24 protein-coding genes and 2 tRNA genes are annotated in these 26,143 nt (G+C 59.2%); 7 read left to right on the top strand and 19 right to left on the bottom strand.

The window, feature by feature from the left end; translation table 11 throughout:
• Window positions 1–29: 29 nt before the first annotated feature.
• From BM254_RS09780 to BM254_RS09800, 5 genes are all read right to left on the bottom strand, one after another.
• Window positions 30–1,958: an ATP-binding cassette domain-containing protein gene (locus tag BM254_RS09780; RefSeq protein WP_092002465.1), complete on the bottom strand. Its 1,929-nt coding sequence runs from the start codon at window positions 1,956–1,958 to the stop codon at window positions 30–32.
• Window positions 1,959–1,960: 2 nt separating this feature from the next.
• Window positions 1,961–2,761, bottom strand: a complete 801-nt coding sequence (locus BM254_RS09785) for an MOSC domain-containing protein (protein WP_092002467.1) — start codon at window positions 2,759–2,761, stop codon at window positions 1,961–1,963.
• Between the two features lie 133 nt (window positions 2,762–2,894).
• A tRNA-Gly gene (locus BM254_RS09790) sits at window positions 2,895–2,970 on the bottom strand.
• 141 nt (window positions 2,971–3,111) lie between these two features.
• Complete coding sequence (locus tag BM254_RS09795) at window positions 3,112–3,834, bottom strand: murein L,D-transpeptidase catalytic domain family protein (protein ID WP_092003120.1); 723 nt, start codon at window positions 3,832–3,834, stop codon at window positions 3,112–3,114.
• Window positions 3,835–3,995: 161 nt separating this feature from the next.
• Complete coding sequence (locus BM254_RS09800; protein ID WP_092002470.1) at window positions 3,996–4,598, bottom strand: DUF924 family protein; 603 nt, start codon at window positions 4,596–4,598, stop codon at window positions 3,996–3,998.
• 91 nt (window positions 4,599–4,689) lie between these two features.
• On the opposite strand from BM254_RS09800, the gene BM254_RS09805 reads away from it, so the two are divergent.
• The 3 genes from BM254_RS09805 (at window position 4,690) to BM254_RS09815 (ending at window position 6,212) form a co-directional block, all read left to right on the top strand.
• Window positions 4,690–5,076 (top strand): sirohydrochlorin chelatase, encoded by a 387-nt coding sequence (locus BM254_RS09805; RefSeq protein ID WP_092002473.1) that lies wholly within the window; start codon window positions 4,690–4,692, stop codon window positions 5,074–5,076.
• Window positions 5,077–5,105: 29 nt separating this feature from the next.
• A complete protein-coding gene (locus BM254_RS09810; protein WP_092002476.1) occupies window positions 5,106–6,014 on the top strand; it encodes a TIGR01777 family oxidoreductase in 909 nt (302 codons plus the stop codon).
• Between the two features lie 122 nt (window positions 6,015–6,136).
• Window positions 6,137–6,212: transfer RNA gene (locus BM254_RS09815), tRNA-Glu, on the top strand.
• 54 nt (window positions 6,213–6,266) lie between these two features.
• Here the strand turns inward: BM254_RS09815 and ccoM are convergent.
• Window positions 6,267–6,422 carry a cytochrome c oxidase subunit CcoM gene (gene ccoM / locus BM254_RS18020; protein ID WP_175497248.1) on the bottom strand — a complete coding sequence of 52 codons (156 nt, stop codon included), beginning with the start codon at window positions 6,420–6,422 and terminating at the stop codon, window positions 6,267–6,269.
• Window positions 6,423–6,660: 238 nt separating this feature from the next.
• Here ccoM and BM254_RS09820 point away from each other — a divergent pair, with 238 nt between their 5' ends.
• Genes BM254_RS09820 through pta form a run of 3 tightly spaced genes read left to right on the top strand, consistent with a single transcriptional unit; the run spans window position 6,661 to window position 12,464 of the window.
• Window positions 6,661–9,078: a bifunctional diguanylate cyclase/phosphodiesterase gene (locus BM254_RS09820; RefSeq protein WP_092002479.1), complete on the top strand. Its 2,418-nt coding sequence runs from the start codon at window positions 6,661–6,663 to the stop codon at window positions 9,076–9,078.
• An 18-nt stretch (window positions 9,079–9,096) separates the two neighbouring features.
• Window positions 9,097–10,308, top strand: a complete 1,212-nt coding sequence (locus tag BM254_RS09825; RefSeq protein ID WP_092002483.1) for an acetate/propionate family kinase — start codon at window positions 9,097–9,099, stop codon at window positions 10,306–10,308.
• 5 nt (window positions 10,309–10,313) lie between these two features.
• On the top strand, window positions 10,314–12,464 hold the full coding sequence (gene pta, locus BM254_RS09830; RefSeq protein ID WP_092002485.1) for a phosphate acetyltransferase: 2,151 nt from the start codon (window positions 10,314–10,316) through the stop codon (window positions 12,462–12,464).
• Window positions 12,465–12,474: 10 nt separating this feature from the next.
• Here the strand turns inward: pta and der are convergent, their stop codons facing one another.
• The 13 genes from der to trmJ form a co-directional block, all read right to left on the bottom strand.
• Complete coding sequence (gene der / locus BM254_RS09835; RefSeq protein ID WP_092002488.1) at window positions 12,475–13,896, bottom strand: ribosome biogenesis GTPase Der; 1,422 nt, start codon at window positions 13,894–13,896, stop codon at window positions 12,475–12,477.
• Window positions 13,897–13,905: 9 nt separating this feature from the next.
• The gene (gene bamB, locus BM254_RS09840) at window positions 13,906–15,078 is read right to left on the bottom strand and encodes an outer membrane protein assembly factor BamB (protein WP_092002490.1); all 1,173 of its coding nucleotides are present in this window, start codon (window positions 15,076–15,078) and stop codon (window positions 13,906–13,908) included.
• A complete protein-coding gene (locus tag BM254_RS09845; protein WP_092002492.1) occupies window positions 15,078–15,734 on the bottom strand; it encodes a YfgM family protein in 657 nt (218 codons plus the stop codon). Before BM254_RS09845 ends, bamB begins: the two co-directional genes overlap by 1 nt.
• 41 nt (window positions 15,735–15,775) lie before the next feature.
• Window positions 15,776–17,056: a histidine--tRNA ligase gene (gene hisS / locus BM254_RS09850; protein ID WP_092002494.1), complete on the bottom strand. Its 1,281-nt coding sequence runs from the start codon at window positions 17,054–17,056 to the stop codon at window positions 15,776–15,778.
• A gap of 49 nt (window positions 17,057–17,105) precedes the next feature.
• Window positions 17,106–18,224 carry a flavodoxin-dependent (E)-4-hydroxy-3-methylbut-2-enyl-diphosphate synthase gene (gene ispG, locus BM254_RS09855; RefSeq protein ID WP_092002497.1) on the bottom strand — a complete coding sequence of 373 codons (1,119 nt, stop codon included), beginning with the start codon at window positions 18,222–18,224 and terminating at the stop codon, window positions 17,106–17,108.
• A 34-nt stretch (window positions 18,225–18,258) separates the two neighbouring features.
• Window positions 18,259–19,254, bottom strand: coding sequence for a RodZ domain-containing protein (locus tag BM254_RS09860; protein WP_092002500.1), 996 nt, complete (start codon window positions 19,252–19,254; stop codon window positions 18,259–18,261).
• Window positions 19,244–20,005 carry a type IV pilus biogenesis/stability protein PilW gene (pilW, locus tag BM254_RS09865; protein WP_175497249.1) on the bottom strand — a complete coding sequence of 254 codons (762 nt, stop codon included), beginning with the start codon at window positions 20,003–20,005 and terminating at the stop codon, window positions 19,244–19,246. The genes BM254_RS09860 and pilW overlap by 11 nt, the downstream gene beginning before the upstream one ends.
• A 76-nt stretch (window positions 20,006–20,081) precedes the next feature.
• Window positions 20,082–21,194: a dual-specificity RNA methyltransferase RlmN gene (gene rlmN, locus BM254_RS09870; protein WP_092002503.1), complete on the bottom strand. Its 1,113-nt coding sequence runs from the start codon at window positions 21,192–21,194 to the stop codon at window positions 20,082–20,084.
• Window positions 21,195–21,254: 60 nt separating this feature from the next.
• A complete protein-coding gene (gene ndk / locus BM254_RS09875; RefSeq protein ID WP_092002506.1) occupies window positions 21,255–21,683 on the bottom strand; it encodes a nucleoside-diphosphate kinase in 429 nt (142 codons plus the stop codon).
• Window positions 21,684–21,752: 69 nt separating this feature from the next.
• The gene (locus BM254_RS09880) at window positions 21,753–22,901 is read right to left on the bottom strand and encodes an IscS subfamily cysteine desulfurase (RefSeq protein WP_092002514.1); all 1,149 of its coding nucleotides are present in this window, start codon (window positions 22,899–22,901) and stop codon (window positions 21,753–21,755) included.
• A 21-nt stretch (window positions 22,902–22,922) separates the two neighbouring features.
• A complete protein-coding gene (gene iscR / locus BM254_RS09885) occupies window positions 22,923–23,420 on the bottom strand; it encodes a Fe-S cluster assembly transcriptional regulator IscR (RefSeq protein WP_092002540.1) in 498 nt (165 codons plus the stop codon).
• A 77-nt stretch (window positions 23,421–23,497) separates the two neighbouring features.
• Window positions 23,498–24,271, bottom strand: coding sequence for a serine O-acetyltransferase (cysE, locus tag BM254_RS09890; RefSeq protein ID WP_092002543.1), 774 nt, complete (start codon window positions 24,269–24,271; stop codon window positions 23,498–23,500).
• Window positions 24,264–25,130, bottom strand: coding sequence for a tRNA (cytosine(32)/uridine(32)-2'-O)-methyltransferase TrmJ (trmJ, locus tag BM254_RS09895; protein ID WP_092002546.1), 867 nt, complete (start codon window positions 25,128–25,130; stop codon window positions 24,264–24,266). The genes cysE and trmJ overlap by 8 nt, the downstream gene beginning before the upstream one ends.
• 190 nt (window positions 25,131–25,320) lie before the next feature.
• Here trmJ and BM254_RS09900 point away from each other — a divergent pair, with 190 nt between their 5' ends.
• Window positions 25,321–26,121, top strand: coding sequence for an inositol monophosphatase family protein (locus BM254_RS09900; protein WP_092002549.1), 801 nt, complete (start codon window positions 25,321–25,323; stop codon window positions 26,119–26,121).
• The last annotated feature ends 22 nt before the right edge of the window (window positions 26,122–26,143 follow it).

Consider the following 26,143-nt stretch of genomic DNA (forward strand, 5'->3'; position numbering starts at 1 on the left):
GCGGCCGATACGGCCGCCCTCGCTCCAGTTTACTGACCGGCCTGCTCTTCCAGCTCCATCCAGCGCTCGATGGTCTGCTCCAGTTTTTGCTCCGCCTCTGTCAGTTTCTGCAGGGTGGCAGAGACTTCCCCGGCTGGCCCGGAATAGAAATCCGATCCTGAAATGGTTTCCTGCAGCTCCGCCACTTCCTGTTCAAGCGCTTCAATTTTGGCGGGAAGCTGCTCCAGCTCCAGTTTGAGCTTGTAACTGAGCTTGACGGGCTTGGCTTTCGCAGCCGGCTTCGACGCAGCGGCATCGCCCTTCGCGGGCTCTCCCGATTTCGATTGCTTATCCTGCTTGTCCGGCCGGTTGCCGCCCTGTTCAGAGGGGAAACGACCTCCCTGGTACCGCCAGTCAGAATAACCGCCCACGTATTCCCGAACCTTGCCGGTACCGTCCAGGAAGATGGTCTCGGTCACCACGTTATCCAGGAACTCGCGGTCGTGACTGATCACGATGACGGTGCCCTTGAACTCGGCCAACTGTTCTTCCAGCAGCTCGAGGGTTTCCACATCCAGGTCGTTCGTGGGCTCATCCAGCACCAGGATGTTGGCCGGCTTGCTGAACAGCTTGGCGAGTAGCAGACGGGCCCGCTCACCGCCCGAGAATACCCGAACAGGGGACCTTGCCCGCTCCGGGGTAAACAGGAATTCCTGCAGGTAACCCAGTACGTGCTTGCTCTGGCCATTGATGTCGATGAATTCCCGCCCCTCGGAGAGGTTATCCAGGGCGTTACGCTCAAGATCAAGCTCGCCGCGCAACTGATCGAAATAGGCCACTTCCAGGTTCGTCCCGAGACGAATAGTCCCCTCGGTGGGCTTGAGATCCCCCAGCAGCAGACGTACCAGTGTCGTCTTGCCGGTACCGTTTTCACCCACCAGACCGATCTTGTCGCCACGGAGAATGGTCAGATTCATATCCCGAATCACCTTGGTACCATCGGGATAGGCGAACCCTGCGTCACTGGTTTCCACCACAAGCTTGCCGGAACGGTCCGCCTCCTCCACGGCAAAGCTTGCGGTTCCGCCCCGGACCCGGCGCTGACGATGTTCCTCGCGCATGGCCTTCAACGCCCTTACCCGGCCCATATTGCGGGTTCGCCGTGCCTTGATGCCCTGGCGAATCCACGCTTCCTCCTGTTTGAGCCGCTTGTCGAACAGCGCGTTCTGGCGCTCTTCTTCCTCCAGCGCCTTTTCCTTGAGTTCCAGGTAGCGATCGTAGGTAGCCGCGAAGCTGACCAGCTTGCCGCGATCCAGCTCAACGATCCGGGTTGCCATGCGGCGGATGAACGCACGGTCGTGACTGACAAACAGCATGGCCCCACGGAACTGCGACAACGCCTCTTCAAGCCACGCGATGGCGGGCACATCCAGATGGTTCGTCGGCTCGTCCAGCAGCAGGATGTCCGGCTCGGCCACCAGGGCCCGCGCCAGCAAAACCCTGCGCTGCCAGCCCCCGGAGAGAGTGTTCAGGCGCCGGTCAGGATCGATGCCATATTGGCCGAGAATGGTGGTGACCTTCTGGTCCAGTCGCCAACCGTCCAGGGCCTCGAGACGCTCCTGTACCTTTGTCATCTTTTCCAGGCTGGCCTCGTCCGCCTGCTGTGAAAGCCGGTGAAACTCCGCCAGCAACTCGCCGGTCTCCGGGAACGCCCCGGACACCACATCATAGGCGGTGCGGGTATCGTCGGATGGCAGGTTCTGCGGCAGTACCGCCAGTACCGCACCGTCGTCCAGGCGAACGTTGCCACCGTCCGGCGTCACTTCGCCACTGACGATCTTCAGCAGGGTGGACTTGCCTTCACCGTTACGACCCAGAAGGCACACACGCTCACCGGCTTCGATCACCAGAGAGGCGTGATCAAGCAGCGGGTGCATACCATAGGCAAGGGAAACCGAATCCAGAGTTAACAAAGGCACGTTCAGGAATTCTCCGTTTTGATAATGCTTACAGGGTCACCGACACGGATGCTGCCGGGCTGGTCGTGAATGGCATTCATGCCGAAGATGACGCCTTCCCCGGTACGGCGGTACCCTGATAGTGTGCGAAGCGGCTGCGCTGAAGGGTCTTTCAGGCCCCGGTCCGGATCAACGGTGGTCATGATACAGCGGGAACAGGGCTTTACCAGCCGGAATTGCCGCTCGCCGATCTGTAATTCGCGCCAGTCATCCTCAGCCCAGGGCTCAGCGCCTTCAACCACAATATTGGGGCGGAATCGGCGCATTGTGACCGGCTGCTCCAACCGACCGTTCAGCTCTTCCAGCGATGCCAGATTCGTGATCAGGAACGGAAAACCGTCTGCAAACCCAACCCGGCGATATTCACCGACCCGATCCGCGTCTACCCGGCGGAAAGTCTCATCCGCCATGTAGACAAACCGGAACGCCTGGCCGCAGAAGCGGGAAAGTGCATCGTTGGCGTCCGATTCACCCAACCGGGCCTTCACCCAGTCACGCCAGACCAGTACGGGAAATGTCTCCTCGGTCGATTGAAGCCGGAAGACGCCCTCCCCCGGAATATCCACCTCGACATGGCCCTCCGAAAACCGGGCCTGGATCCGTGCCAACTGGGGATAACTGCGCTGGGTAACGAAACGACGCTCCTCATCCACAATCATCCATCGCCGATCCCCTGCCGGCCCGAAATCATCCATGTCAAAGGAATCAACCTGGATGCCGGCCAGCGACTTCACCGGATAGATATAAAGCGAGTGGATATGCATGCTGCGCGCCTCCCGTCCTGAGAAGAATTGGGTATGGCTGCCGAGTATAACCGAGAGGAGGTTCGGGCGCTGCGCCTGAGCGGAGCCCTGAAAGGAAGAAACCCGGCTTTTTTCAAAGCCGGGTTTCGGAATCTGGAGCGGGAAACGAGATTCGAACTCGCGACCCCAACCTTGGCAAGGTTGTGCTCTACCAACTGAGCTATTCCCGCATTGCTGAACGGTTATTGCCGTCAACGGAGGCGTATTCTACGGATCAGACTCCGGCCGTCAACCTCTTTTTTCAACTTTTTTACAGGACCGGGAAAATTGCTGAGATCCCATGCAATTCGTTGAATTTTCAGGCAGGGAGATCAACTCTGCCCTGCTTCATTACCGGCAGCCGCAGCCATCTGGGTGTCGTCGCAGTGCAGGAAGCTGGAACTCTGCAACCACTCCTGATCCGGATAATACTTGAAGACCAGCTGACCGCCCTTGAGATTGTCGACCACCTCTTCAATGACCTGATTATCCACTGCCGGACAACCCAGACTGCGGCCAATACGACCGTACTGATCCACCCAGCTGTCACTCACATAGTCCGCGCCATGAATGACGATGGCACGCTGACGGGCCAGATCATTCACACCCGGCTCCAGGCCGTCGAGGCGCAGGGAGTAGCCGTGCTTTCCATAGTAGGACTCGCTGGCGCGGAACAGGCCGATGCTGGACATGTTACTGCCCTCGACATTGGAGAATGCCGTAGAACGGAAGTTCCCGGATTTCCGGCCATGGGCAACGAGATCCCGGAGCACAAGGTCGCCGGTGCGAACGTCGAAAATCCACATACGCTCTTCACTCGACGGCAGGGAAAAGTCGATGACGGCCAGGCGCTCGGGCGTCGCCACGCCGCTTCCAATTGCGCACCGGGACGCGTTGAACGCCATGGAAAGTACCTGGGGATCGAGCCTGGGCGCGGACTCGGCCATCCGCTCCAGGAGATGGTCATCAAGGGTTTCTGATTGGGCCTGCAGGCTGGTCATGGCCAACAGGGGCAAACACAGGGACAAAGCAATACGCCGACTGCGTTTCAGCATCTTCATTCACCGTTACAAAATAAGGGGCGATTCCGGACCATGCATAGCCGGATTGCCTGAATTTTGGCTCATTCTATCAGGACCAAATGAGAAACCGGTCTAATCGTACGCTTTTTATACAAAACGGTAACAATTGCTGTAAGAACGCAATCGGAATTATTTTACTGACCGAAAGACTTTCCTCCTTCGAGATAGTCTTTCTCTTCGGGAGTAGACGTTCTCCCCAGCGCCCGATTCCTGTGGGGAAACCGCCGGAACTTCCGGATGATGGCCCGGTGCTCTTCCGCCGACTCCAGGAAACTTGCCATGAAATCGCCCAGAATACCGCTGGTTGTGGCCACAAGCTGCCCGTAGCACTCGACCGAGAGGTCCTGGTCCTCCAGTCGCTCGGAGTGCTGCAACGGCATATAGAGGAAAGCGCGCTGGACCGGAACGAGCGCCATATCCAGCCCTTTATGCATGGCCTGGCGGCAAAGCTTGCGCGCCAGGGTATCCTGTTCGAAGGCGAGCGCCCCGCCCCGGAAGATGTTCCGGGAGAACTGGTCGAGCAGGATAATTTCTGCCAGGGCACCGCCCGGCTCGCTGCGCCAGTGGTCGAGACCCTGTTCGGATGCGAAAAGCACCATGGAGAGAAACCGGCGCCGCACCTCCTGATCAAACTTCCGGTCAGACCGGAACCAGCGGTTGCGGTGAAAATGATCCGGAAGCCCCTGTTCGTCGAGCTCTCCGAACCAGAAATCCAGAATCTCTTTCCAATCGAACATTAACCCACACCCTGTTATCTTGGAATTTAGGCAGCGCACAATTGTGCAAGATTACGACGGGTTTCCCCTAACTGATTACCCAGGAGTATGAATGACCAGCAACCACCGCATTGTTCTTTTGGCCCATGGAAGCAGCGACAAACGCTGGTGCGAAACCTTTGAACAGCTGGCCGCACCGACCCTTCAGGCGGTATCGGGATCCAGAATTGCCTATATGGAGCTGGCCTCGCCATCCCTTGAGGAAACCATTGCCGAAGGCCTTACCGAGAATATCAGCGAGTATACCGTCGTTCCGCTGTTTCTGGCTGCTGGCCGACACCTGAGAAAAGATGTCCCCGCGATGATCGCGGATCTCGAGAAAGGCCACGGCGTAAAAATCCATCTTGCGCCACCCATTGGTGAAAACCCGCTACTTGGCCAGGCCATCAAGGACGTTGTTACCCTGCAACTGGAACAGACCGGAAGCGCCGAATCCTGAACAGGGAGTACCGAGGGAGGCACAAGGTTATGGCAAAACGAATTCTCATTACCGGCGGTACCGGTTTTATCGGTAAAGAACTCTGCCCCCGCCTGCTGGAACGCGGGGACCGGCTCTGGGTATACAGCCGACAGCCTCCGGAAAACGTCAAGGCGATCTGCGGTCGGGTGGAGGCTGTCAACGATCTTGACTCGCTTCGCTCCGGTCCCGGTTTTGATGCGGTGATCAATCTGGCCGGCGAAGGCATTGCCGACAAGCGCTGGTCCGCCAGCCGCAAACAGGCCCTGAGGGATAGCCGGATCCGGCTGACGGAACAGCTTGTAGATTTGGCCAGAACCTGGGAGAAGCTACCGGAAGTCATGGTTTCCGGCTCTGCAGTGGGCTTCTATGGGGACCAGAGGGCGGCACCAGTCACCGAAGACACCACTCCCCACGATGAATTCACCCACCGGTTTTGTAACGACTGGGAAAAGGCCGCGATGGCACTCGCTGGCAACAATACCCGTGTTTGCCTGTCCCGGACTGGTGTAGTTGCGGGCCCGGGTGGCGGGTTCCTGCAAAGAATGCTTCTGCCCTTCAAGCTTGGACTCGGCGGCCGATTGGGGAGTGGCGAGCAATACATGCCCTGGGTGCACAGGACGGATGTCGTGAACGCGCTGATCTGGATGCTCGACACTGAAACCGCCCAAGGACCTTATAACGTCGTCAGCCCCAATCCGGTCACCAATGCCGAATTCACCAGGACCCTGGGCAGGGTTTTGCATCGACCCACCCTGTTTCCCGCACCCGGGGCAGTTCTGAAGGTCGCGCTGGGGGAAATGTCGCGGTTGTTACTGACCGGGCAGAATGCCAGGCCGGCAAGACTTCTGGACGAAGGTTTCGAATTTCGCTTTAAGGAGCTGGAATCGGCGCTGAAGAATTCGGTCGGGAAGCACTAGCACCAATGAAAGTCGGGCGACCAACTGACGCCCGATTTTTTTTGATAAAAATCGTTGACACTGCCCCGAGGCTTACTTAATATACGCGCCACCTCGACGAGGCAAGTTTTTGAAAACGTTGCGTCCCCTTCGTCTAGTGGCCTAGGACTCCGCCCTTTCACGGCGGCAACAGGGGTTCGAACCCCCTAGGGGACGCCAATTTTTCCTTGCCCGAGATGATTCAGCTTCCCTGCTGACCATGATCTCGAATCGTCAGACCGGCTTTCCGCCATGCTTGCCTTGATGCTTTTTACCCTGGTGGCCGTGTTGCTTCTGGTCTTTCATCACGAAGACGCCAACACCCACGAAAAAGCCCACCATCAGAAGTACCGTTACAATTCCTGCGATTACCACGGCGTCCATATACATAGCTGCTCTCCTTCACTTAGCAAACTTGATTAAGCTCAGGTTACGCCGGCCCTGAATGCAGGGTATTGACCCAGGTCAAACCAGCCTTTCGCGTACAGATACGCAAAAACACCAATCCGTCACACAATTCTCTACAGTTTTCCTGCATTTGCAGGGAATTTGACAAAGACAACTGCTATATTCGGGATGTGATCAAGGCTCCGGTTTCCTCTCCCTCCAGGGTGGCTGTACTTACGACATGCCGAATTTGTCGAAGCATTTCCAACGATTGCACACAGGCTCTCCCCTGTCCTTCAGGCTGCTGGCCTGGATTCTTCTGTTCAGCTCGGCGTTCACCCTGATCGCCTCGGGTATCCAGCTGTATTCGGACTATCGCAAAGACGTAGGCCTGATTGACCAGCGCCTGAAGGTAATTGAATCGGGGTATGCATCCAGCCTGGCCAGGAGCCTCTGGGCCCTGGACCAGAAACTGCTGCAAACCCAGATGGAAGGCATCCTCAGCCTGCCGGACATTGCCCACCTCAGGCTGCGGATCGAGCCGGACTCCGAACTGGTTATGGGCAGCATCCCGCGGGATGCCGAGACCAAAACCCACAGCTTTATCCTGATGCACGAAGGTGACCAGAGCTTCAGGCTCGGCGAACTGACCGTCACTGCCAACCTGGATCGGGTCTACCGGGAGATGAAACAGAAGATCGGGGTCATCCTGGCCACCCAGTTCCTGAAAACCTTATTCGTCTCCATCCTCATCCTCTTGATAATCCGCCACCTGGTCACCCGCCACCTTTCGGACATGGCCGCCTATGCCCGTGATTTTTCCCTGGAAAACCTGTCCGAGCCTCTCACCCTGGACCGCCCGGATTCATCGGCCAATCGCAGGGATGAACTCGGGCAGGTGGTGGATGCCATCAACCAGATGCGGGAACGCCTCAACACCGACATAGCACGACAGAAACGGGACGCCGCCGAGATCCGGAAATTCTCCAAGGCCATCGAACAAAGCCCCTCCTCGGTGCTGATCTGTGACCGCCAATGGCACATTGAATACGTAAACCAGAAGTTCACCCAGCTCACCGGATTCGATCACAAATCCATTCTCGGGAAACATCCCGCCGAGCTGGGGGATGAGGGAGGACAGAACCGGGAACGCCAGAATCTGTGGCAGTCCATTCGCCTACAGGTACAGCGCGTCGGTGTCTGGCAGGGTGAGGTCAACAGTATCCGCAAGAGCGGTGAGCGCTTCTGGGAGCAGCTGGTGGTGACTCCCATCAAGGACAACGACGGCGAGATTACCGGCTACCTGATCCTCGGCGAGGACGTCAGCATCCGGAAACGGTACGAGCAGCAGCTGCTCCGGCAGGCCAATTACGACATCCTTACGGGTCTGCCCAACCGGATGCTGGCACTGGACCGCCTCAAGCTTGCCCTGGCCCAGGCCCGCCGCGAGAACACCCTGGTTGGCGTCATGTTCCTGGACCTGGACAACTTCAAGCACATCAACGATACCCTCGGCCATGATGCCGGTGACAATCTCCTGATAGAGGCGGCCCGGCGCATTTCCAGTTGCCTGCGCGGCACCAGCACCGTCGCCCGCCTCGGGGGTGATGAATTCCTGGTGGTTCTGCCGGGATTACCGGGGCCGGACGCCTGTTCCCAGGTCGCCGAGCGGATACTGAAGACCTTTTCACCGCCCTTTACCCTGAATGCCCAGGAAGTCTTCGTAACCACCAGCATCGGCATCGCCATATTCCCGACCGATTCGGACAACAGCGGCACCCTGCTCCAGCACGCGGATGCCGCCATGTACGAAGCCAAGCACAACGGCAAGAGCTCCTACGCACACTTCTCGCCGGAAATGAGCGAAGTGTCCCATGAACGGCTCCAGATGGAATCGTTGATGCGCCGGGCCCTGGAACTCAATGAATTCGAACTGCACTACCAGCCGATCGTACACACCGAAACCGGCAAGTTGCAGGCAGCGGAAGCCCTGCTGCGCTGGAACAACCCCACTCTCGGGCTCGTCATGCCGGACCGGTTCATCCCACTGGCCGAGGAAACCGGGCTGATCACGCCGGTTGGCGAATGGGTAATGCAGGAGGCCTGCCGCACCGCCGTCGGTTGGGGGAAGACCACGGGCCGGAGTATCGGCATTTCCGTCAATGTATCCCCGCGCCAGTTCCGTGACCCGGGATTCTTCGACGGGGTGATGAGCGCGCTGCGCAGCAGCGGCCTCAAACCGGAACTGCTCGAACTGGAGATTACCGAACGGCTGTTGCTGGACAACTCCATTGAAACAGCGACCATACTCTATCAACTGGATAAGGCCGGAGTTAGGCTGTCCGTCGATGACTTCGGAACCGGCTACTCCGCCCTGAGCTATCTGAAGAGCTATCCCTTCGACGTCCTGAAAATCGACAAGTCCTTCGTCAATGACGTTAACAAGGAGCCGGAGGATGCTTCTCTTGTCCGTGCCATTATCAACATGGCCCACAGCCTTGGCCTCAAGGTCATTGCCGAAGGCGTGGAGGAAGAAAGCCAGGCCGATTTCCTGCGGCGGGAACATTGTGACTATTCCCAGGGTTACTATTACAGTCGGCCGCAAACCGGCAAAGATTTTGAAGGCTGGCTCAAAAGCACTCACCGGATACCGGTCTGAACAAACGGGAAACGGGTTATGGATAACAAGATACTGGTGATCAATTGCGGCAGCTCCACTCTCAAGCTTGCCGTCTTTGACGAACAGAGCCTCGACTGCACCGCTACCGGGTTGGCAGAGCGTCTGAACCATGACGATGCCGTAGCCCGGATCGGGCAGATCGACGGCGACATTCCATTACCGGCGGGAGCCACTCACCGCCAGGCTCTGGAGGCCATGACAACGGCCCTGGCAGACTCCGGACTACTTGAAGGCGCGCCCACCGCCATTGGTCACCGGGTTGTTCATGGGGGTGAAAACTTCCGGGAGGCGGCCCTGATAGACGATGAGGTTCTGGGCGCCATAGATGCCTGTGCCAGCCTGGCGCCACTGCACAATCCGGTCAATCTTTCCGGAATCGAGAGCACCCGAAGCCTCTTTCCCGACGTTCCCAACGTCGCCGTTTTCGATACCGCGTATCACCAGACGTTACCGCCCAAGGCCTACCTGTACGCCGTTCCCCATTCCTATTACCGGGACTGGGGAGTGCGCCGCTACGGCTTCCACGGCATCAGCCACAGTTACATGCTGACAGAGGCAGCCAGGCGCCTGGGTAAAACCCCGGCCACAACGTCCATCATCTCCGCCCATCTGGGCAACGGATGCAGCATCGCGGCCATACGCGATGGCCTTAGCGCCGACACCAGCATGGGGCTCACGCCCCTGGAAGGCCTGGTCATGGGCAGTCGCAGTGGCGATATCGACCCCGGACTGTTCGATTACCTGAAATCCAAAGGCATTGCCCAGGATGAACTGCACCATGTGCTAAACCATGAAAGCGGCCTGCTCGGACTGTCCGGCCAGACCAATGACATGCGTACACTGTGTGAGCTGGCCGAACACGGCCATGAGCCATCAGGGGTTGCGATCGAAGTCTTCTGCTTCCGGCTTGCCCGGTATATCGGGGCGATGATGGCCTCTCTCCGCCATCTGGATGCACTTGTGTTCACCGGTGGCATTGGCGAGAACAGCACTCGGGTGCGGCAGCAGACCCTGGACAACCTGAAATTGCTCGGCTTCGAACTAGATGACGAATTGAACCGTTATGGCGGTGAATTCAGTGACGGCCATATCGAGGGCCCGGGATCGAGATTCCCGGTACTGGTAATTCCCACCAACGAAGAACTGGTGATTGCCCGGGAAGCCGCTCGCCTCGCCAACGCCTCAAACGGACCCCAAGCGCCAGGATAACCACTATGGCCAAAAGTCTATTTATCGCACCTACCTCCATGGATGCCGGCCTCACCTCGGTCTGTCTCGGACTGCTCCGGGCACTGGAGCGCGTGGGCGTCAGTGTTGGCTTCTACAAGCCGTTCAGTCAGTCAGTGCATGAGGCCGAGTCACTCCATAACGCCGGGCAGGACTCCTCCGTCGCGTTCGTCCGCGATCGCAGCCACCTGGATACACCGGAGCCGATCCCACTGAAGAAAGCCCAGCAACTGCTCAACCGGCACCAGTCCGATCTGCTGATGGAAAATGTGGTCGGCGAATTCCACAAGGTCGCCAGCAAGGTCGATGTGGTGGTCATCGAGGGCCTGGTGCCCGACCGCAGCGAAGCCTACATTGCCCGTCTCAATGTCGAGGTGGCGCGGAACCTTGGCTCCGAAGTCATCCTGGTCAGTACTCCGAAGAATTGCAGTGCCGAAGAGCTGGACGAAGAGCTGGAGTTCTCGAGCCGGCTGTATGCCGACCCCAGCGATCCGGACGTCATTGCTGCCATCCTGAACAAGGTCGGAGAACCGGAACAGTCAGGCCTGACCCTACATCGGGACAGAGAGCCAACAGCGAAGATCGACTACCAGAAAGAGTGCCCGATATTCAGCAAAGGCCGGCTCCGTTTGCTGGCAGAGGTCCCCTGGCAGCCGGAACTGCTGGCACCGAGGGTATCCGACATCGTGCGCGAGCTTGGTGTACCGGTGCTCAATGCAGGTCAGATGGAGCAACGGCGGGTCAAAACCGTTTCGGTGTGCGCCCGCACCATCAGCAATATGACCGACACGCTGAAACCCGGGACCCTCATGGTTACCCCCGGTGACCGGGAGGACATCATTGTCACCACCGCTCTGGCAGCACTCAACGGGGTGCCGCTGGCCGGCCTGATGCTGACCGGCGGCCTGATGCCGGCGCAGTCCGTGATCGATCTGTGCAGGCGGGCCCTGGATACCGGCTTGCCGGTACTTGGCTCCGACACCAACACCTATGAAAGCGCCCACATGCTCGCCAACCTGTCCTCTGCGATCCCTCTGGATGACCCGGAGCGGATCGAGCAGGCCATGGATACAGTTGCCCCCAGAATCGACGCCGAATGGCTGCGGGAGCACCTGCGGGTGGAGCGCCAGCCCCGTCTATCTCCACCGGCTTTCCGTTACCAACTGTCGGAAAGGGCCCGCGCCGCCAACAGGCGCATTGTCCTGCCCGAGGGTAATGAACCAAGAACGATCCAGGCTGCGATCACCTGCCACGAGCGCAAGCTGGCCCGCTGCGTTCTGATCGGAGACAGGAACGAAATCTCCAGCGTTGCCGAGACCCTGGGTCTGACCCTGCCGGATGAGATCGAGGTGATTGAGCCGGCAGCCGTGCGCAGCCGGTACGTGGAGCCGATGGTCAAACTCCGCAAGCACAAGGGACTGACCCCGCAGATGGCCGAGGCGATGCTGGAGGACAACGTGGTGCTGGGCACCATAATGGTTGCCCTTGATGAGGCTGACGGCCTGGTTTCCGGTGCCGTGCATACTACCGCCAACACCGTGCGCCCTGCCCTGCAGCTGATCAAGACCCACGATCAGGCCCGCGTGGTTTCCTCGGTGTTCTTCATGCTGCTGCCAGAGCAGGTGGTGGTCTACGGAGACTGCGCCATCAATCCCGACCCGAATGCCGAGGAACTGGCGGATATCGCCATCCAGAGCGCGCAATCGGCAGAAGCCTTCGGCATCGAGCCGGTGGTGGCGATGATCAGTTACAGCACCGGTGAATCCGGTAGCGGCCAGGATGTTGACAAGGTCCGGGAAGCCACCCGGATCGCCCGTGAGCGAAGGCCGGACCTGCTTATCGACGGCCCCCTGCAATACGATGCCGCCGCCATCGAAAGCGTGGGTCGCAGCAAGGCCCCGGACAGCAAAGTGGCTGGCCGTGCCACGGTTTTTGTGTTTCCGGATCTGAACACCGGCAATACCACCTACAAGGCGGTCCAGCGCAGTGCCAACGTGGTCAGTATCGGCCCGATGTTGCAGGGCCTGCGCAAACCGGTGAATGACCTTTCCCGCGGAGCGCTTGTGGAAGACATTGTCTTCACCATCGCCCTCACGGCGGTGCAGGCAAAACAGGTGGAGGATGCCGGGCTGGCGTGAGCCTGCCCGGTTAACGCTTGAGGCTTTTCTGGCGGGTCTTGCGGATCCGGCGCCCCTTCTTCAGGTCGTTATCCTTCTTGACCTTCTGGCGCGGCGTCAGGCGGTCCACCTTGCCGGCAAACGGGTTCTCGCTGGAGCGGAACTCGAAGCGGATCGGGGACCCTGTCACATCCAGCACCTTCCGGAAGGTGTTCTCCAGGTACCGCTTGTAGGCACCGGGCAAGGCCTCGGTCTGGTTACCATGAACCACGATCACCGGCGGATTCGATCCGCCCTGGTGTGCGTACCGGAGCTTGATACGGCGACCATGAACCATGGGCGGCTGATGCTGGGCTACCGCATCCTGCAGGATCGCCGTCAGGCGGTTGGTCGGCCACTTGGCCATCGCCGACTCGTAGCAGGCTTCCACGGATTCGTACATCACCCCAACACCGGAACCGTGCAGTGCGGAGATGTAATGCTTGTCCGCGTAATCCAGGAAGTCCAGGCGGCGCATCACCTGTTCCTTGACCCGGGCGCGATCGTCAGGATCCATGCCATCCCACTTGTTGACGGCAATCACCAGTGAACGGCCGGCGTCGAGGACGAAACCGATCAGATGCAGATCCTGATCCACCAGTCCTTCCCGGGCGTCGATCACCAGGATCACCACATGGGCGTCATCAATGGCCTGCAGGGTCTTGATGATGGAGAACTTCTCCACCACCTCACGAACATTCTTTCGGCGGCGCACACCGGCCGTGTCGATCAGGGTGTATTGCTTGCCCTGGCGCTCATAGGGAATGTAGACGCTGTCCCGGGTGGTGCCGGGCATGTCGTACACCACCACCCGGTCCTCGCCGAGCATCCGGTTCACCAGGGTGGATTTACCCACGTTCGGGCGACCCACCACACCGATCCGGATTCCGGGGTACTTGTCAGCCCGGTCTTCCTCTTCGGCGTCCTCCGGGCTCGGCAGCAACTCGTCCAGCATGGACCGGATGCCCCGGTTATGGGACGCGGCAATCAGGTAAACGGACTCAAAACCGAGACTGTAGAAATCCGACGCCGCAACATCCGGGTCCTGGCCGTCAGTCTTGTTCACTACCAGGTGCGCCTGCTTGCCACTCCGGCGCAGGTGGTCGGCAATCATCTCGTCCCCGGCTGTCAGGCCGGCGCGGCCATCCACCAGGAACAGCACGATGTCCGCTTCCTCGACGGCCTGCATGGACTGGCGTGCCATTTCGGCATCGAGGCCAACCTCATCGCCGGTCAGGCCACCGGTATCGATCACGATAAACCGCTGGCCTTCGTAGTTGCCCTCGCCGTATTTCCGGTCACGGGTAAGCCCGGGGAAATCCGCCACGAGGGCGTCCCGGGAACGGGTCATCTGATTGAACAGAGTGGACTTGCCGACGTTCGGGCGTCCGACAAGGGCAATTACTGGGGTCATAATGATGCGTTACTCTACTGGCCTGAGTTCGAAAGTCACCAGGCGGCCGCTGTTTCCAAAAACGAGCAGATTACCATTGCTCAGGCGTTGTGCCGGTAAGCGGATACCCTCATCATCGAATTCAAGCTGACCCTGGAGACTGCCGTCTTCCTGGGATATGGCGTGGAGGTAGCCTTCAAAATCGCCGACTACCAGATAATCTTCGAACACCATTGGCTGAGTCAGCTGGCGCCAGGACAGCCGGTCCTGGACCCAAAGCTCCCGGCGATCGGAACCCCTCAGGGCAACAATGTCGCCGTTGGCCGAGGCAAGGTAGATGGATCCGTTACCAATCATCGGCGAATAAAGGCTGGATGCCTTCTTGCTCCAGATCTCCTGGCCGGTACGGATATCCAGCAGCGCCAGTTTGCCCTGGTATCCCACCACCATCAGTGCGGACTCCAGAACCAGGGGTTGCCCGCCAATATCGACCAGGCGCTCCAGTTCGGTACGTCCCTGGGGCTGGCCGAGCTCGTACTGCCAGATGGGCTGGCCGGAATCGGCAGACAGCGCAATCAGCTTGCCGTTGGCGAAAGAGGCAATAACAATGTCTCCACCCACCAGCGGAGCCGCAGCCGCCCGCATAGTGAGTACCGGCACCTGGCCGTCGTATTGCCAGAGCTTTTCACCATCGGCGGCGTTGAACGCCAGCACACGCCCATCGGTGGTCTGGATGACGACCATGGATCCGTTCGATTGCGGCGCTGCCAGGACTTCCGTCGGCAGTGACGCGCGCCATTGTTCCTCGCCACTGTCACGGGAGAGTGCGAGCAAGTCGGCTTCCCGGGTGACCAGGTAAAGCTGATTGGCATCGCCGCCAATACCGGCGAAGATCCGGTCCTCAAGTTCCCGCTCCCAGAATACTTTGCCATTTTCCGGATCCACTGCCACCAGCTCACCATCTGCCGACGCCGCGTAGACGGTATCGCCGGCATTCAGCGGTGCCAGGTACAGGAATTCACCGTCATGGCCATCACCGACGGACATGCTCCAGACCTGCTTGAACTCCACCGTGGGATCAATCTCCGGAACCGGTGCCGGTTGCTCAAACGTGTCCGTGGTACTGCACCCGGTAATCCCGGCCAACGTCAGCAGTCCTGCCAGCAGGAACGGTTTCGGGATGCTCAAACGAAGCCCCGGCATCAGGCGCCCTCCCTGACGCCCAGGTCAGACAGTTTCAGTTCAAGGATACCGCTACGGCCCTGGGAACTCTGTTCACGGGCGGCAAGGTAGGCCTCTTTGGCAGCTTCCCGATCGCCCTGGGCAAGCAGGATGTCACCCTTCAGTTCCGAAAGGATGGGTGCAAACGTTCCTGCATTGCTGACGCTGTCGATTGTCGCCAGTGCCTCGTCATGCTGGCCGGCCGCGAACTGGGCGCGGGCCAGACGATTCTGCACCACCAGCGTCAGGGCGGCGTGGTCTTTGGCCTTTTCCAGTGCCCACTTGAGTGACTCCACAGCACCCTCGGCATCGCCCTGCTCCATCATCTGTTGACGGGCAAGGATCAGGTTGCCATAGACTGCGTAAGCACTGTCTGTGTAGTCTTCCCGCAGCTTCTCAGCGACAAAGGCTACCGTCTCGCCCGAGGTTTCATCTGCCTGGTCGCTGAATGCGTTCAGCAGGTTGGCAAACTGGTTCGCCGCTTCGGTCCGCTGTTGTGCCTGATGGTTCTGCCAGGCCTGCCAGCCGAACACGATGGCGAGCGCGGCACCGATACCAATCAGCAGAGAGCTGCCGTTCCTCTTCCACCAATCCTTGATCGCCTGGACCTGTTCTTCTTCGGTGCGCAGTTCAGCCATGATGACTCCTGTTGGAAATTATTGCTTTTGTAACGTTGAATTCAGTTTGAAAGTACGTCGGCCAGAGCTTGTGCCAGTTCCGCCTGTGGTACTTCCTTCTGCGGCTCGTCAGAGCGCAGCGGTTTCAGGCCGGCGGTGCCACCGGCCACTTCGTTCTCGCCAAGAATCACGGCATAACGGGCACCGCTCTTGTCCGCCTTCTTCATCTGGCTCTTGAAGCTACCGCCACCACAATGAGTGACCACCACGTAGTCGGGAAGCTCGTTGCGAAGCTGCTCCGCCAGTGCCAGAGCCGGCGCCACAGAAGCGTCGCCCATGGCGGTCACGTAGACGTCGGCGTTACTGTTCACGTGTTCGGGAATCAGATCCAGCGTCTCCAGCAACAGAATCAGGCGCTCGATTCCCATGGCAAAGCCCACCGCGAAGGTCGGCTTGCCACCCAGCTGCTCCACCAGTCCGTCATAGCGACCACCGGCACAGACGGTACCCTGGGCCCCCAGGCTGTCGGTAATCCACTCGAAAACGGTCTTGCCGTAATAATCCAGACCGCGTACCAGCGCCGGGTTGACCGTGTACTCGATGCCTGCGGCATCCAGCAACTCACGCAGACGCTCGAAATGGGACCGTGATTCCTCGTCCAGGTAATCATCCAGGCTCGGTGCGTTCTCGAGAATCTTGCGGGTACCGGCATCCTTGCTGTCCAGGATGCGCAGCGGATTGGTTTCCAGGCGACGCTGGCTGTCTGCATCCAGATCCGACTTGTACTGGCTCAGATAATCCACGAGCGCAGACCGGTAGGTTTTCCGGGATTCGGAGGTACCGATAGAGTTGATTTCAAGCCGGGTATGGCCGGACAGTTCCAGCGCCTGCCACAGGCGGGCAGTGAGGATCAGCAACTCGGCATCGATATCCGGTCCGCTCATGCCGAAGCATTCAACACCGATCTGGTGGAACTGACGGTAACGGCCTTTCTGGGGCCGCTCATGCCGGAACATCGGGCCGGTGTACCACAGGCGCCGGGTCTGGTTGAACAACAGACCGTGCTCCTCCGCCGCGCGCACACAGCCCGCAGTACCTTCGGGACGCAGGGTCAGGCTGTCGCCATTCCGGTCCTCGAAGGTGTACATCTCTTTCTCGACAATGTCAGTGACTTCACCGATGGAGCGCTTGAAAAGGTCCGTCTGCTCGACGATCGGCATCCGGATTTCCTGGTAGCCGTACTGTCGCAGAACCTGCCGCACGGTCGCTTCCACAAACTGCCATACCGGCGTCTGTTCCGGCAGGATATCGTTCATCCCGCGAATTGCCTGAATCTTAGCCAAGTGAAACCCTTAACTGTTTCTGATGGTTAACTGGTGAACTGGTGCCCGATCAGTCCTCTGACCGGGCAATGATGGCATCTTCCTGCTCTTTCCGACGGGCCACTTCTTCTCGGATCAGGCGTTCCAGATCATCGGTGAGGGTGGCGTTATCCAGCTTCTGGTTCGGTTTGCCGCCCATGTAGAACAGGTTCTTGGGACTGCCACCGGTCAGGCCGATATCGGCTTCCTTGGCTTCCCCCGGACCGTTGACGATGCAGCCGATAATGGCCACGTCCAGGGATGTGTTCACGTCCTCCAGCCGGGCCTCCAGATCATTCATGGTCTGAATCACGTCAAAGTTCTGACGGGAGCAGCTCGGGCAGGCAATGAAATTGATACCGCGGCTGCGCAGGCGAAGGCTCTTGAGAATATCGAAACCAACCTTGATCTCCTGGACGGGATCTGCCGCCAGGGACACCCGGATGGTGTCGCCGATACCGTCCATCAACAGCATGCCCAGGCCGATGGAAGACTTCACGGTGCCGGAGCGGAAACCACCGGCCTCGGTGATGCCAAGGTGCAACGGCTGTTCGATCTGGCTGGCGATCTTCCGGTAGGCATCAACGGTCATGAACACCTCGGAGGCTTTCAGGCTGACCTTGAAGTCCTGGAAATCATGACGATCGAGGATATCGATATGACGCATGGCGGATTCCACCAGCGCATCGGCGGTCGGCTCGCCATACTTGCGCTGCAGGCTCTTTTCCAGCGAGCCGGCATTGACGCCGATCCGGATCGGAATGTTCCGGTCCCTGGCAGCACTGATTACCGCGTTCACGCGATCCTCGCGGCCGATGTTGCCGGGGTTGATACGCAGGCAGTCCACACCCAGCTCTGCGACACGCAGGGCGATCTTGTAATCGAAATGGATGTCGGACACCAGCGGAACCGATACCCGATCTCGGATCTTGCCAAACGCCTCGGCGGCATCCATGGAAGGAACCGAGACCCGGACAATATCGGCGCCCGCCTCTTCCAGGGCCCGGATCTGGGCCACGGTGGCGTCCACATCACACGTGTTTGTGTTGGTCATGCTCTGCACCGCGATCGGCGCATCACCGCCTACCGGTACATTGCCAACCATAATCTGACGGGATTTACGTCTTTTGATCGGGGATTCGTGCTTCATGTCTGACTGACCAATAAAATATCGACTGTACCTGTCAAAGGGACAGGGTAAATTCGGTGCGATTGTTGGCAACCCGGAAATCGCCAAGGTCGACTGTTTCGCCCTGGAAACGCACGGACCCTACCGCATCTACCGCTCCGATAACCACCCGGAGTGGCGCGTCCCCTGACACATTAATTCTGTCACCCTGGCGTTGCAGGGATGCGACCAGGCGGTTACCGTCTGCATCACTCACCTGCACCCAGCAATCCGCTGTAAATGTCATTTCGAGACTGGCCGTATCCGCAACCACCACCGGCTCTTCAGGATTTTCCACCAGCGGTTCCGGCTCCTCAACAACAGGAACCGGCTGTTCGACAGCCGGTTCCTGAGCCGGTTCCTCTACCGTAATTTCTTCTGCCATCGGTTCGGGAGGCGCTTCCGCGACGGTGTCGCCTGAAACGCTCTCGGTTTCCGGCGCCGAAAGCTCCTCTTCAACCGGCTCCGGTTCGACAGCATCTTCTGTCACCGGGGCCTCTGACCCGGATGGAGAGTCACCCCCTGTCTGGTCGCCCTCGGACTGAACCCCGGAGGTCTGCTCCGGCGCCTCTTCGGTAACCGGCGCGGAGTCATCCTGCAAGACAAAGCGATAGCCAAGATAGCCCGCCAGAGCAACGGCCAGAATCCACACCAGAATTTTTGCCATCCGGCGTTTCTGGCGCCGGCGCCGCTCGATGTCCACCAGCGGATTGGCTTCCTGCTGCTGCTCACGCTCAATACGGAGCGGTTCCAGTTCCCGGTCAAGATCAGTAATTATGCTGTCCGGATCCAGTCCGACCTGGCTTGCGTAGGTCCGCACATAACCTTTGAGGAACAGTTCGCTGTCGACCCGGGTATGCTCACTGTTCTCGATCGCCTGAATGATTGCGGGCCTCAGGTGTTGCGCCCGGGCAATATCTTCGACACCAAGCCCCAGCTTTTCCCGGGCGCGCTTGAGCTGAACGCCGACGGGATCGCTTACCACTGATTGGGGATTTTCATCACTGGTCATTAGAAATCAGTACCTTATATTGTTGGTATTCCACTGACTCCGGGTGTTCATTCTTCAGCAACATCGCCAGGCTCGCCTCCTGGTCCCTGTCATTGAAATAGCGGGCAATACGAATGCCCGTGTACAGGCTTTCCGCGGAATGCGTCATGCGCGGATTCCGGGCGATGGCTGTGGAAAGTCGACTGTAATAACGTGACGCCGCCTCATACTCGCCCTGCTCCACCAGTACCCGCGACAAGGCCAGCAGCGGCCGGGCATCGCCCCGGGACAACTCGACAGCCCGACGGTAGGAGGTGACGGCATTATCGGTTTCTTCCAGGCGCTCCTGGGCCATGCCGAGGTTGAAGAACACCGAACCCCGGTCTTCGTATTCGGTGTCCCGTGAGGCTGCCCGGAACTGGTCGCGGGCATCCGCGAAGCGGCCCTGGCTGTACAGGAAGGCGCCATAGTACACCCTGGCCCGGGTATAACCTCCATCGGCACTGATTGCCTTGCGGAAGCTGGATTCGGCAAGCTCTGGCTCGCCCTCGGTATTGTAGATCAGCCCCATGGCCGCCAGGGCTTTGGGAGAATCCGGTTCCAGCTTGAGAGCCCGGTCCAGATGATGCCGGGCACGGTCAATATTTCCCTGACCAATGTAGGCGGTAGCCAGCTTCACATAGTTATCAACGGCTTCCTGGCGATCAGCTTCCCGGGAGAAGCGGCTGTCAGTGGTGGTAACACATCCGGCGAGCCCTGTGGCCAATGACATCAAAGCTACCAGGAATAAACGTCTGATCACCGGTTTAGTCGCCACTGTTCTGCAGTCCTCGCATCTGGTTTGTGAATCAGGGGTTCACCTGCTGTACCTCAATGTACCGCTGGCTGCGCCGGGTACGATCCTCGACCCGACCAACGAGCTGCCCACAGGCTGCATCGATATCATCACCCCGGGTAGTCCGGATGGTGGCGATATACCCTGCCTCGTTGAGGACGGTCTGGAACCGACGGGTGGCGTTCATGCTCGGGCGCCGGAAATCGCTCTCCGGGAACGGATTGAAAGGAATCAGATTGATCTTGCAGGGCAGCCCCTTCAGCAGGACTGCCAGTTGCCGGGCGTGTTCCGGCTGGTCATTCATCCCCTCGATCACGGTGTACTCAATGGTTGCCTTGCGCTTGTCCGGCAGCCGGCTGAGATACCGCCGCGTTGCCGCGAGCAATTCCGCTATCGGGTACTTTTTATTCAACGGTACCAACTGGTTACGCAACTCATCATTGGGCGCATGAAGCGAAATGGCCAGTGAAACATCGGTAACCTCGCCCAGACGGTCCAGTGCCGGCACCACACCGGAGGTGCTCAAAGTCACCCGGCGCTTGGAGATACCGTAAGCCAGATCCTCCATCATCAGGTTCATGGCATCAACGACGTTGTCGAAGTTGAGCAGCGGCTCACCCATGCCCATCATCACCACGTTGGTGATCGGCCGGTCGGCGTTGGGGTCGAACGGCATGAAGGCCTTTCGGGCCACCCACACCTGGCCGATGATCTCCGCCGCGGTCAGGTTCCGGTTGAACCCGCGCTTGCCGGTGGAACAGAAGGTACAGTCCAGACTGCAACCGATCTGGGAAGACACGCACAGGGTGCCCCGTTCGCCATCGGGAATCAGCACGGTCTCGACACTGTTGCCGTTATCCATGCGCATAACCCACTTGCGGGTGCCATCTTTCGACGTTTCGTCATAGACCACTTCGGGCCCGCGAACCTCGGCCACTTTCTTGAGCTTTTCCCGGAGCGCCTTGCTCATATTGGTCATTTGGTCGAAGTCATCCACGCCGCGCTGGTGGATCCACTGCAGCACCTGCTGCGCACGGAAGCGCTTCTCGCCGAGGGTCTCGAAGAAAGCCTCGAGCTTGGCCTTCGGCATCCCCAGCAGATTGGTTTTCTCAGCAGCAGCTGTCATTTCATAACCTCGATCAAATAACCAATTCGGGGCAGCCACTGGCTGCCCCTTACAACTCGATCAGCCGCGCGGGCAGATCTCGTTGTCATTGAAGAAATAGGCGATTTCGCGCTCGGCAGAAGCCGCGGAATCAGAGCCGTGAACGGCGTTGGCATCGATGGAAGATGCGAAATCGGCGCGGATGGTGCCAGCTTCGGCTTCCTTCGGGTTGGTGGCACCCATCAGGTCACGGTTCTTCAGGATGGCGCCTTCGCCTTCCAGAACCTGAACCACAACCGGACCGGAAGTCATGAACGCAACCAGGTCGTTGAAGAACGGACGCTCTTTGTGCTCAGCGTAGAAGCCTTCAGCCTGCTCCTGGGTCAGGTGCATCATCTTGGCGGCAACAATCTGCAGGCCAGCCTTCTCGAAACGGCTGTAGATTTCGCCGATAACGTTCTTGGCGACTGCGTCGGGTTTGATGATAGAGAGCGTGCGCTCGTTTGCCATGGTAAATCTCCAGTATGGTTCGGGTTAAAAATTCTGGCCTGCGATTATACGCAGTCCGGGGGCTACTGCCTACCGCACTGAGCGCAGCCGGCTAACGACATCAACGATTTGCGAACTGGCAAAGGCCACTTCGTCCTCGGTGGTGAAACGCCCCATGGAAAAACGCAGCGCCCGGTGCGCCTCTTCGTCGCTCAGACCGATGCCTCGCAACACAAAAGAGGGCTCGATGGTTGCCGAAGAACACGCGGAACCGGAGGAAACCGCAAGGTCCCGCAGGCCAAGCATCAGCGACTCCGCCTCCACGCCGTCAAACGAAAGATTGATCAGGCCCGGCACACGATGGGATTCGCTGCCATTCACCGTTACCCCTTCCAGACCCTCCAGGCCTTTCAGAAAGGCGGTACGCAGGGATTCGAGCCGTGCCATTTCCGCTTCAAGCCCTTCCGCGGCCATCGCAAAGGCTTTGCCCATGCCCACAATCTGGTGGGTCGGAAGCGTTCCGGAACGCATTCCCCGTTCGTGGCCTCCGCCGTGAATCTGGGCCTCGATCCGCACATCCGGGGACCGGCGCACATACAGCGCTCCAATGCCCTTGGGGCCGTATACCTTGTGCCCGGACAAAGACAACAGGTCCACCGGGGTCTGGTTCAGATCAATGGGCATCTTGCCGGCAGCCTGGGCGGCGTCCACATGGAACAGCACTCCCCGTTCACGCAGTTCTGCGCCAATCGCAGCGACATCGGTGATGCAGCCCAGTTCGTTATTCACCATCATCAGGCTGACCAGAACCGTGTTGTCCCGGAGCGCCTCGATGACCCGCTCCGGCGGAATCCGGCCGTCCGGATCAGGATCCAGCCAGGTCACTTCCACGCCCCGGCCTTCGAGCCATTTGCAGGTGTCGATAACGGCTTTGTGCTCGATCTTCGAGGTGATGACATGGACATCCCTGCGATTGCCTACCGCACCCTTGATCGCCAGGTTGTCGGATTCGGTGGCACCGGAGGTCCAGACAATCTCCCTGGGGTCGGCGGAAATCAGGTCGGCGACCTGCCGGCGGGCAGCTTCAACAGCCGCCTCGGCCTGCCAGCCATAGGCGTGGGAGCGGGAAGCCGGGTTCCCGAACACACCGTCGAGCGTGAGATATTTGACCATTTCGTCGGCAACGACGGGATCAACGGGCGTCGTGGCCGCGTAATCCAGATATACGGGCTTTTTCATGATATGTAAGAACGTTCTGTATCAGGCCGGCGCCTGGTCGGTCAGACGGTCGGTGTTGATGGTTTCAGAATCCTTGCCGTCCTGGCGACGGTTCTGACGATCCGCAACCTGACGGATTTCATGTTTCTTCATCAGATCCCCGAGACTGATTTCGCTGAGGAACTGATGAATCTGATCGCTCAGATCAGACCAGAGATGGTGGGTAAGGCACTTCTCCCCATTCTGGCAGTCGCCCTTGTTGCCACAACGCGTGGTATCAAGGGACTCACTGACCGCATCCACCACCTCGGCGATGTAGACGCGATCGGCATCACGGCTCAGGCGGTAACCACCGCCGGGGCCTCGGATGCTGACAACCAGTTTCTGCCGGCGCAGACGGGAGAACAGTTGTTCCAGGTAGGATAGCGAGATTTCCTGCCGGGACGATATATCCGCCAGACTGACCGGCCCCTGATCCCCGTGAAGGGCCAGGTCCAACATTGCCGTAACAGCATAGCGGCCTTTGGTGGTCAGTTTCATGGCATCAGCCCCGCGACGGGAATGAATCTCGATTAACAGATGCGAGTATGAATTGACCAAGTAATTCAGTCAAGTATTCAACCCCGCGTATCCGTGTCATCCCGGACGCAGTCAAAGTCCTCTTCATCCAGCGGCGGCAGTTCGCCATTCTGGTATTCACTGTTAACCTTCCGGATGGCCTTGCACATGTTCTCGATACGGTCATCGACCGCGTGCATGTGATCAAGCAGAGCACGCATGGCTCGCGCCACCGGGTCCGGCATTTCCTCGGTGACCCCGTAGGCATCGAAGCCCATACGCTCTTCCATCTCCTTGCGGCGAACATCGTCTTCGGACTTGCGCTTGACGATCACCCGCCCCGGTATGCCAACCACCGTGGCACCTTCAGGCACTGCCTTGGTCACGACCGAGTTGGAACCAATTTTGGCCCCCGCACCCACTTCGAATGGCCCGAGAATCTTGGCACCCGCGCCGACGACGACACCATCTCCGATAGTCGGATGGCGCTTGCCCTTGTTCCAGCTGGTGCCTCCGAGGGTCACACCCTGGTAAAGGGTGACGTCATCGCCAATAACCGTGGTCTCACCGATGACCACGCCCATGCCGTGGTCGATAAAGAACCGGCGGCCGATGGTCGCCCCGGGATGGATCTCGATACCGGTGAACCAGCGGGCCAGGGTTGATACCGTGCGGGCAAGCCACTTCAGCCCCAGCTTCCAGAGCCAGTGGGCAAATCGGTGAAACAGCAAAGCATGGAGGCCCGGGTAATTGGTGAGAACCTCGAACGTGTTACGCGCCGCCGGATCCCGGTGAAAAACACTGTTAATGTCTTCCCTCAGTTGTTCAAACATGGCCTTCTTCCTGTCCCGTCGCCGATGACTCACCATCGGTGGATTGGCGTTGATTTGGTGCCTTGCCGGCAGCTTTCTGGGCCGCCGTCAGGATGCCACGGAGAATGTTGACTTCCATCTGATCAAGTCTGGCCCGCTGGAACAGCCTCCGCAAGCGGGTCATCAGCTGGCGCGGATTCTCGCGGCGGTGAAACTCCACGTCCACCAGCATCTGCTCGAGATGGCCGAAGAATCCTTCCACATCCCTGACCGAAGCCGGAGACACATCCCAACCGGCATCGCCCGGTGCCGACATGGGCTTGAGGTATGGGCTACCCTCGCCTCCTTCAAGGTTACGAAGGTAAAGCATCCGCAATTCGTAACACATCACCTGTACCGCCATGGCCAGATTCAGGGAGCTGTATTCCGGGTTCGACGGGATATGAATGTGATGGTGACAATGCTGGAGTTCGTCATTGCTCAGACCATTGCTCTCACGCCCGAATACCAGCGCAACACTGCCACCGGCAGACGCCTGCGATGCGGTTTCGGCCGCTTCGGGCGGCGGCATCACCGGCCAGGGCACCTTGCGGCCACGGGCGCTGGTGCCCATCACCAGTACGCAATCGTCAATGGCCTCCTCCAGACTGCCAACTACCTGTGCACGGTCGAGCACATCCGAGGCACCGGCAGCGCGGGCGTAGGAGGCTTCATCAGGAAAGGATTTCGGATTGACCAGCCACAGATTCCCCAGCCCCATGTTCTTCATGGCCCGGGCCACCGCGCCAATGTTTCCCGAGTGGGAAGTTTCCACCAGAACAATGCGGATCCGGTCGTTATAGGTGTCCGTGCCTTCCAGGGGGAGCGCGGGATTGTGCATGGTCAAAAGCCTGTTTCTGTCTGCAGAGTGAACCAAGCGCGACATGATAGCAGAACCACCCCTCTTCCACCTCTCCGGAAATTCCGTAACTAGCTGCCATCCGTGGTATTCCGGAGTCAAAAAACATACAAGGGGGGTGATCTTTTGCTATCATACCCGGCCTCCACACACCTGGATAATGAACACTCAGATGCAACCAGCAATCAAAATGGCCCTGCGCGTAGCGCGTCAGGGGTCCGACTACCTGAAAGCCCATTTCGAGCGCCAGGAACCCAACGGCAAGGACGAGAGCGAACGTCGCCGCCAGCTGGATCGGGTTGAGCAGTCCATTTATGACAATTTCAAGGAGCAGCTCGAGAAGTCCTACAAGGACCACACGATTGCTCCGCTGAACGAAGCCAGCGCCGGCACCAGCGAGAAGAGCTGGCACATCTTCCCGGTGTTGGGTCGTGAAAACTTCCTCCGTGGCATCCCGGACTTCGTCCTGGCCCTGTCCCAGAAGCGGAACAACCGCACCGAGAACCTGCTGATCGTGAACCCGATCACCGGCGAGGAATATTCCGCGTCCCGGGGTCATGGTGCCGCCCTGAACAGCCGTCGGGTACGTACATCGGAAATCAGGCACTTCGACAAGGCCGCGGTTGCCACCAACCTGCTGGACCAGGCGCGCAAGAGCGAGAACTCCCAGCTTTGGGGTGAGATGGCCGCTGTCGTCGCCCACGATTCAGCCATGTTCCGCAGCTCCGGCTGCGTGGTGCTGGACATTGCGCGGGTTGCCTCCGGCAGCCTGGATGCGGCCATCATCTTCCGCCCGGAAGCCGCCGATATGGACCTGGGCGTGACCCTGGCCATGGAATCCGGCGCTCTGACCGGCGATTTCTCCGGCAACCCCGCTACCGGCAACGCCCGGCAACTGGTTGTGGCCAACCCGAAACTGTTCCGGGAAGTACTGAAAACCCTGCACCCCTTCCGGGGCCGCCTGCCGCGCTGACCAACGCTTCGGCAAGGCACAA

Origin of the sequence: Marinobacter pelagius (genome assembly GCF_900114925.1) — a bacterium.
Classification (GTDB): Bacteria; Pseudomonadota; Gammaproteobacteria; order Pseudomonadales; family Oleiphilaceae; genus Marinobacter; species Marinobacter pelagius.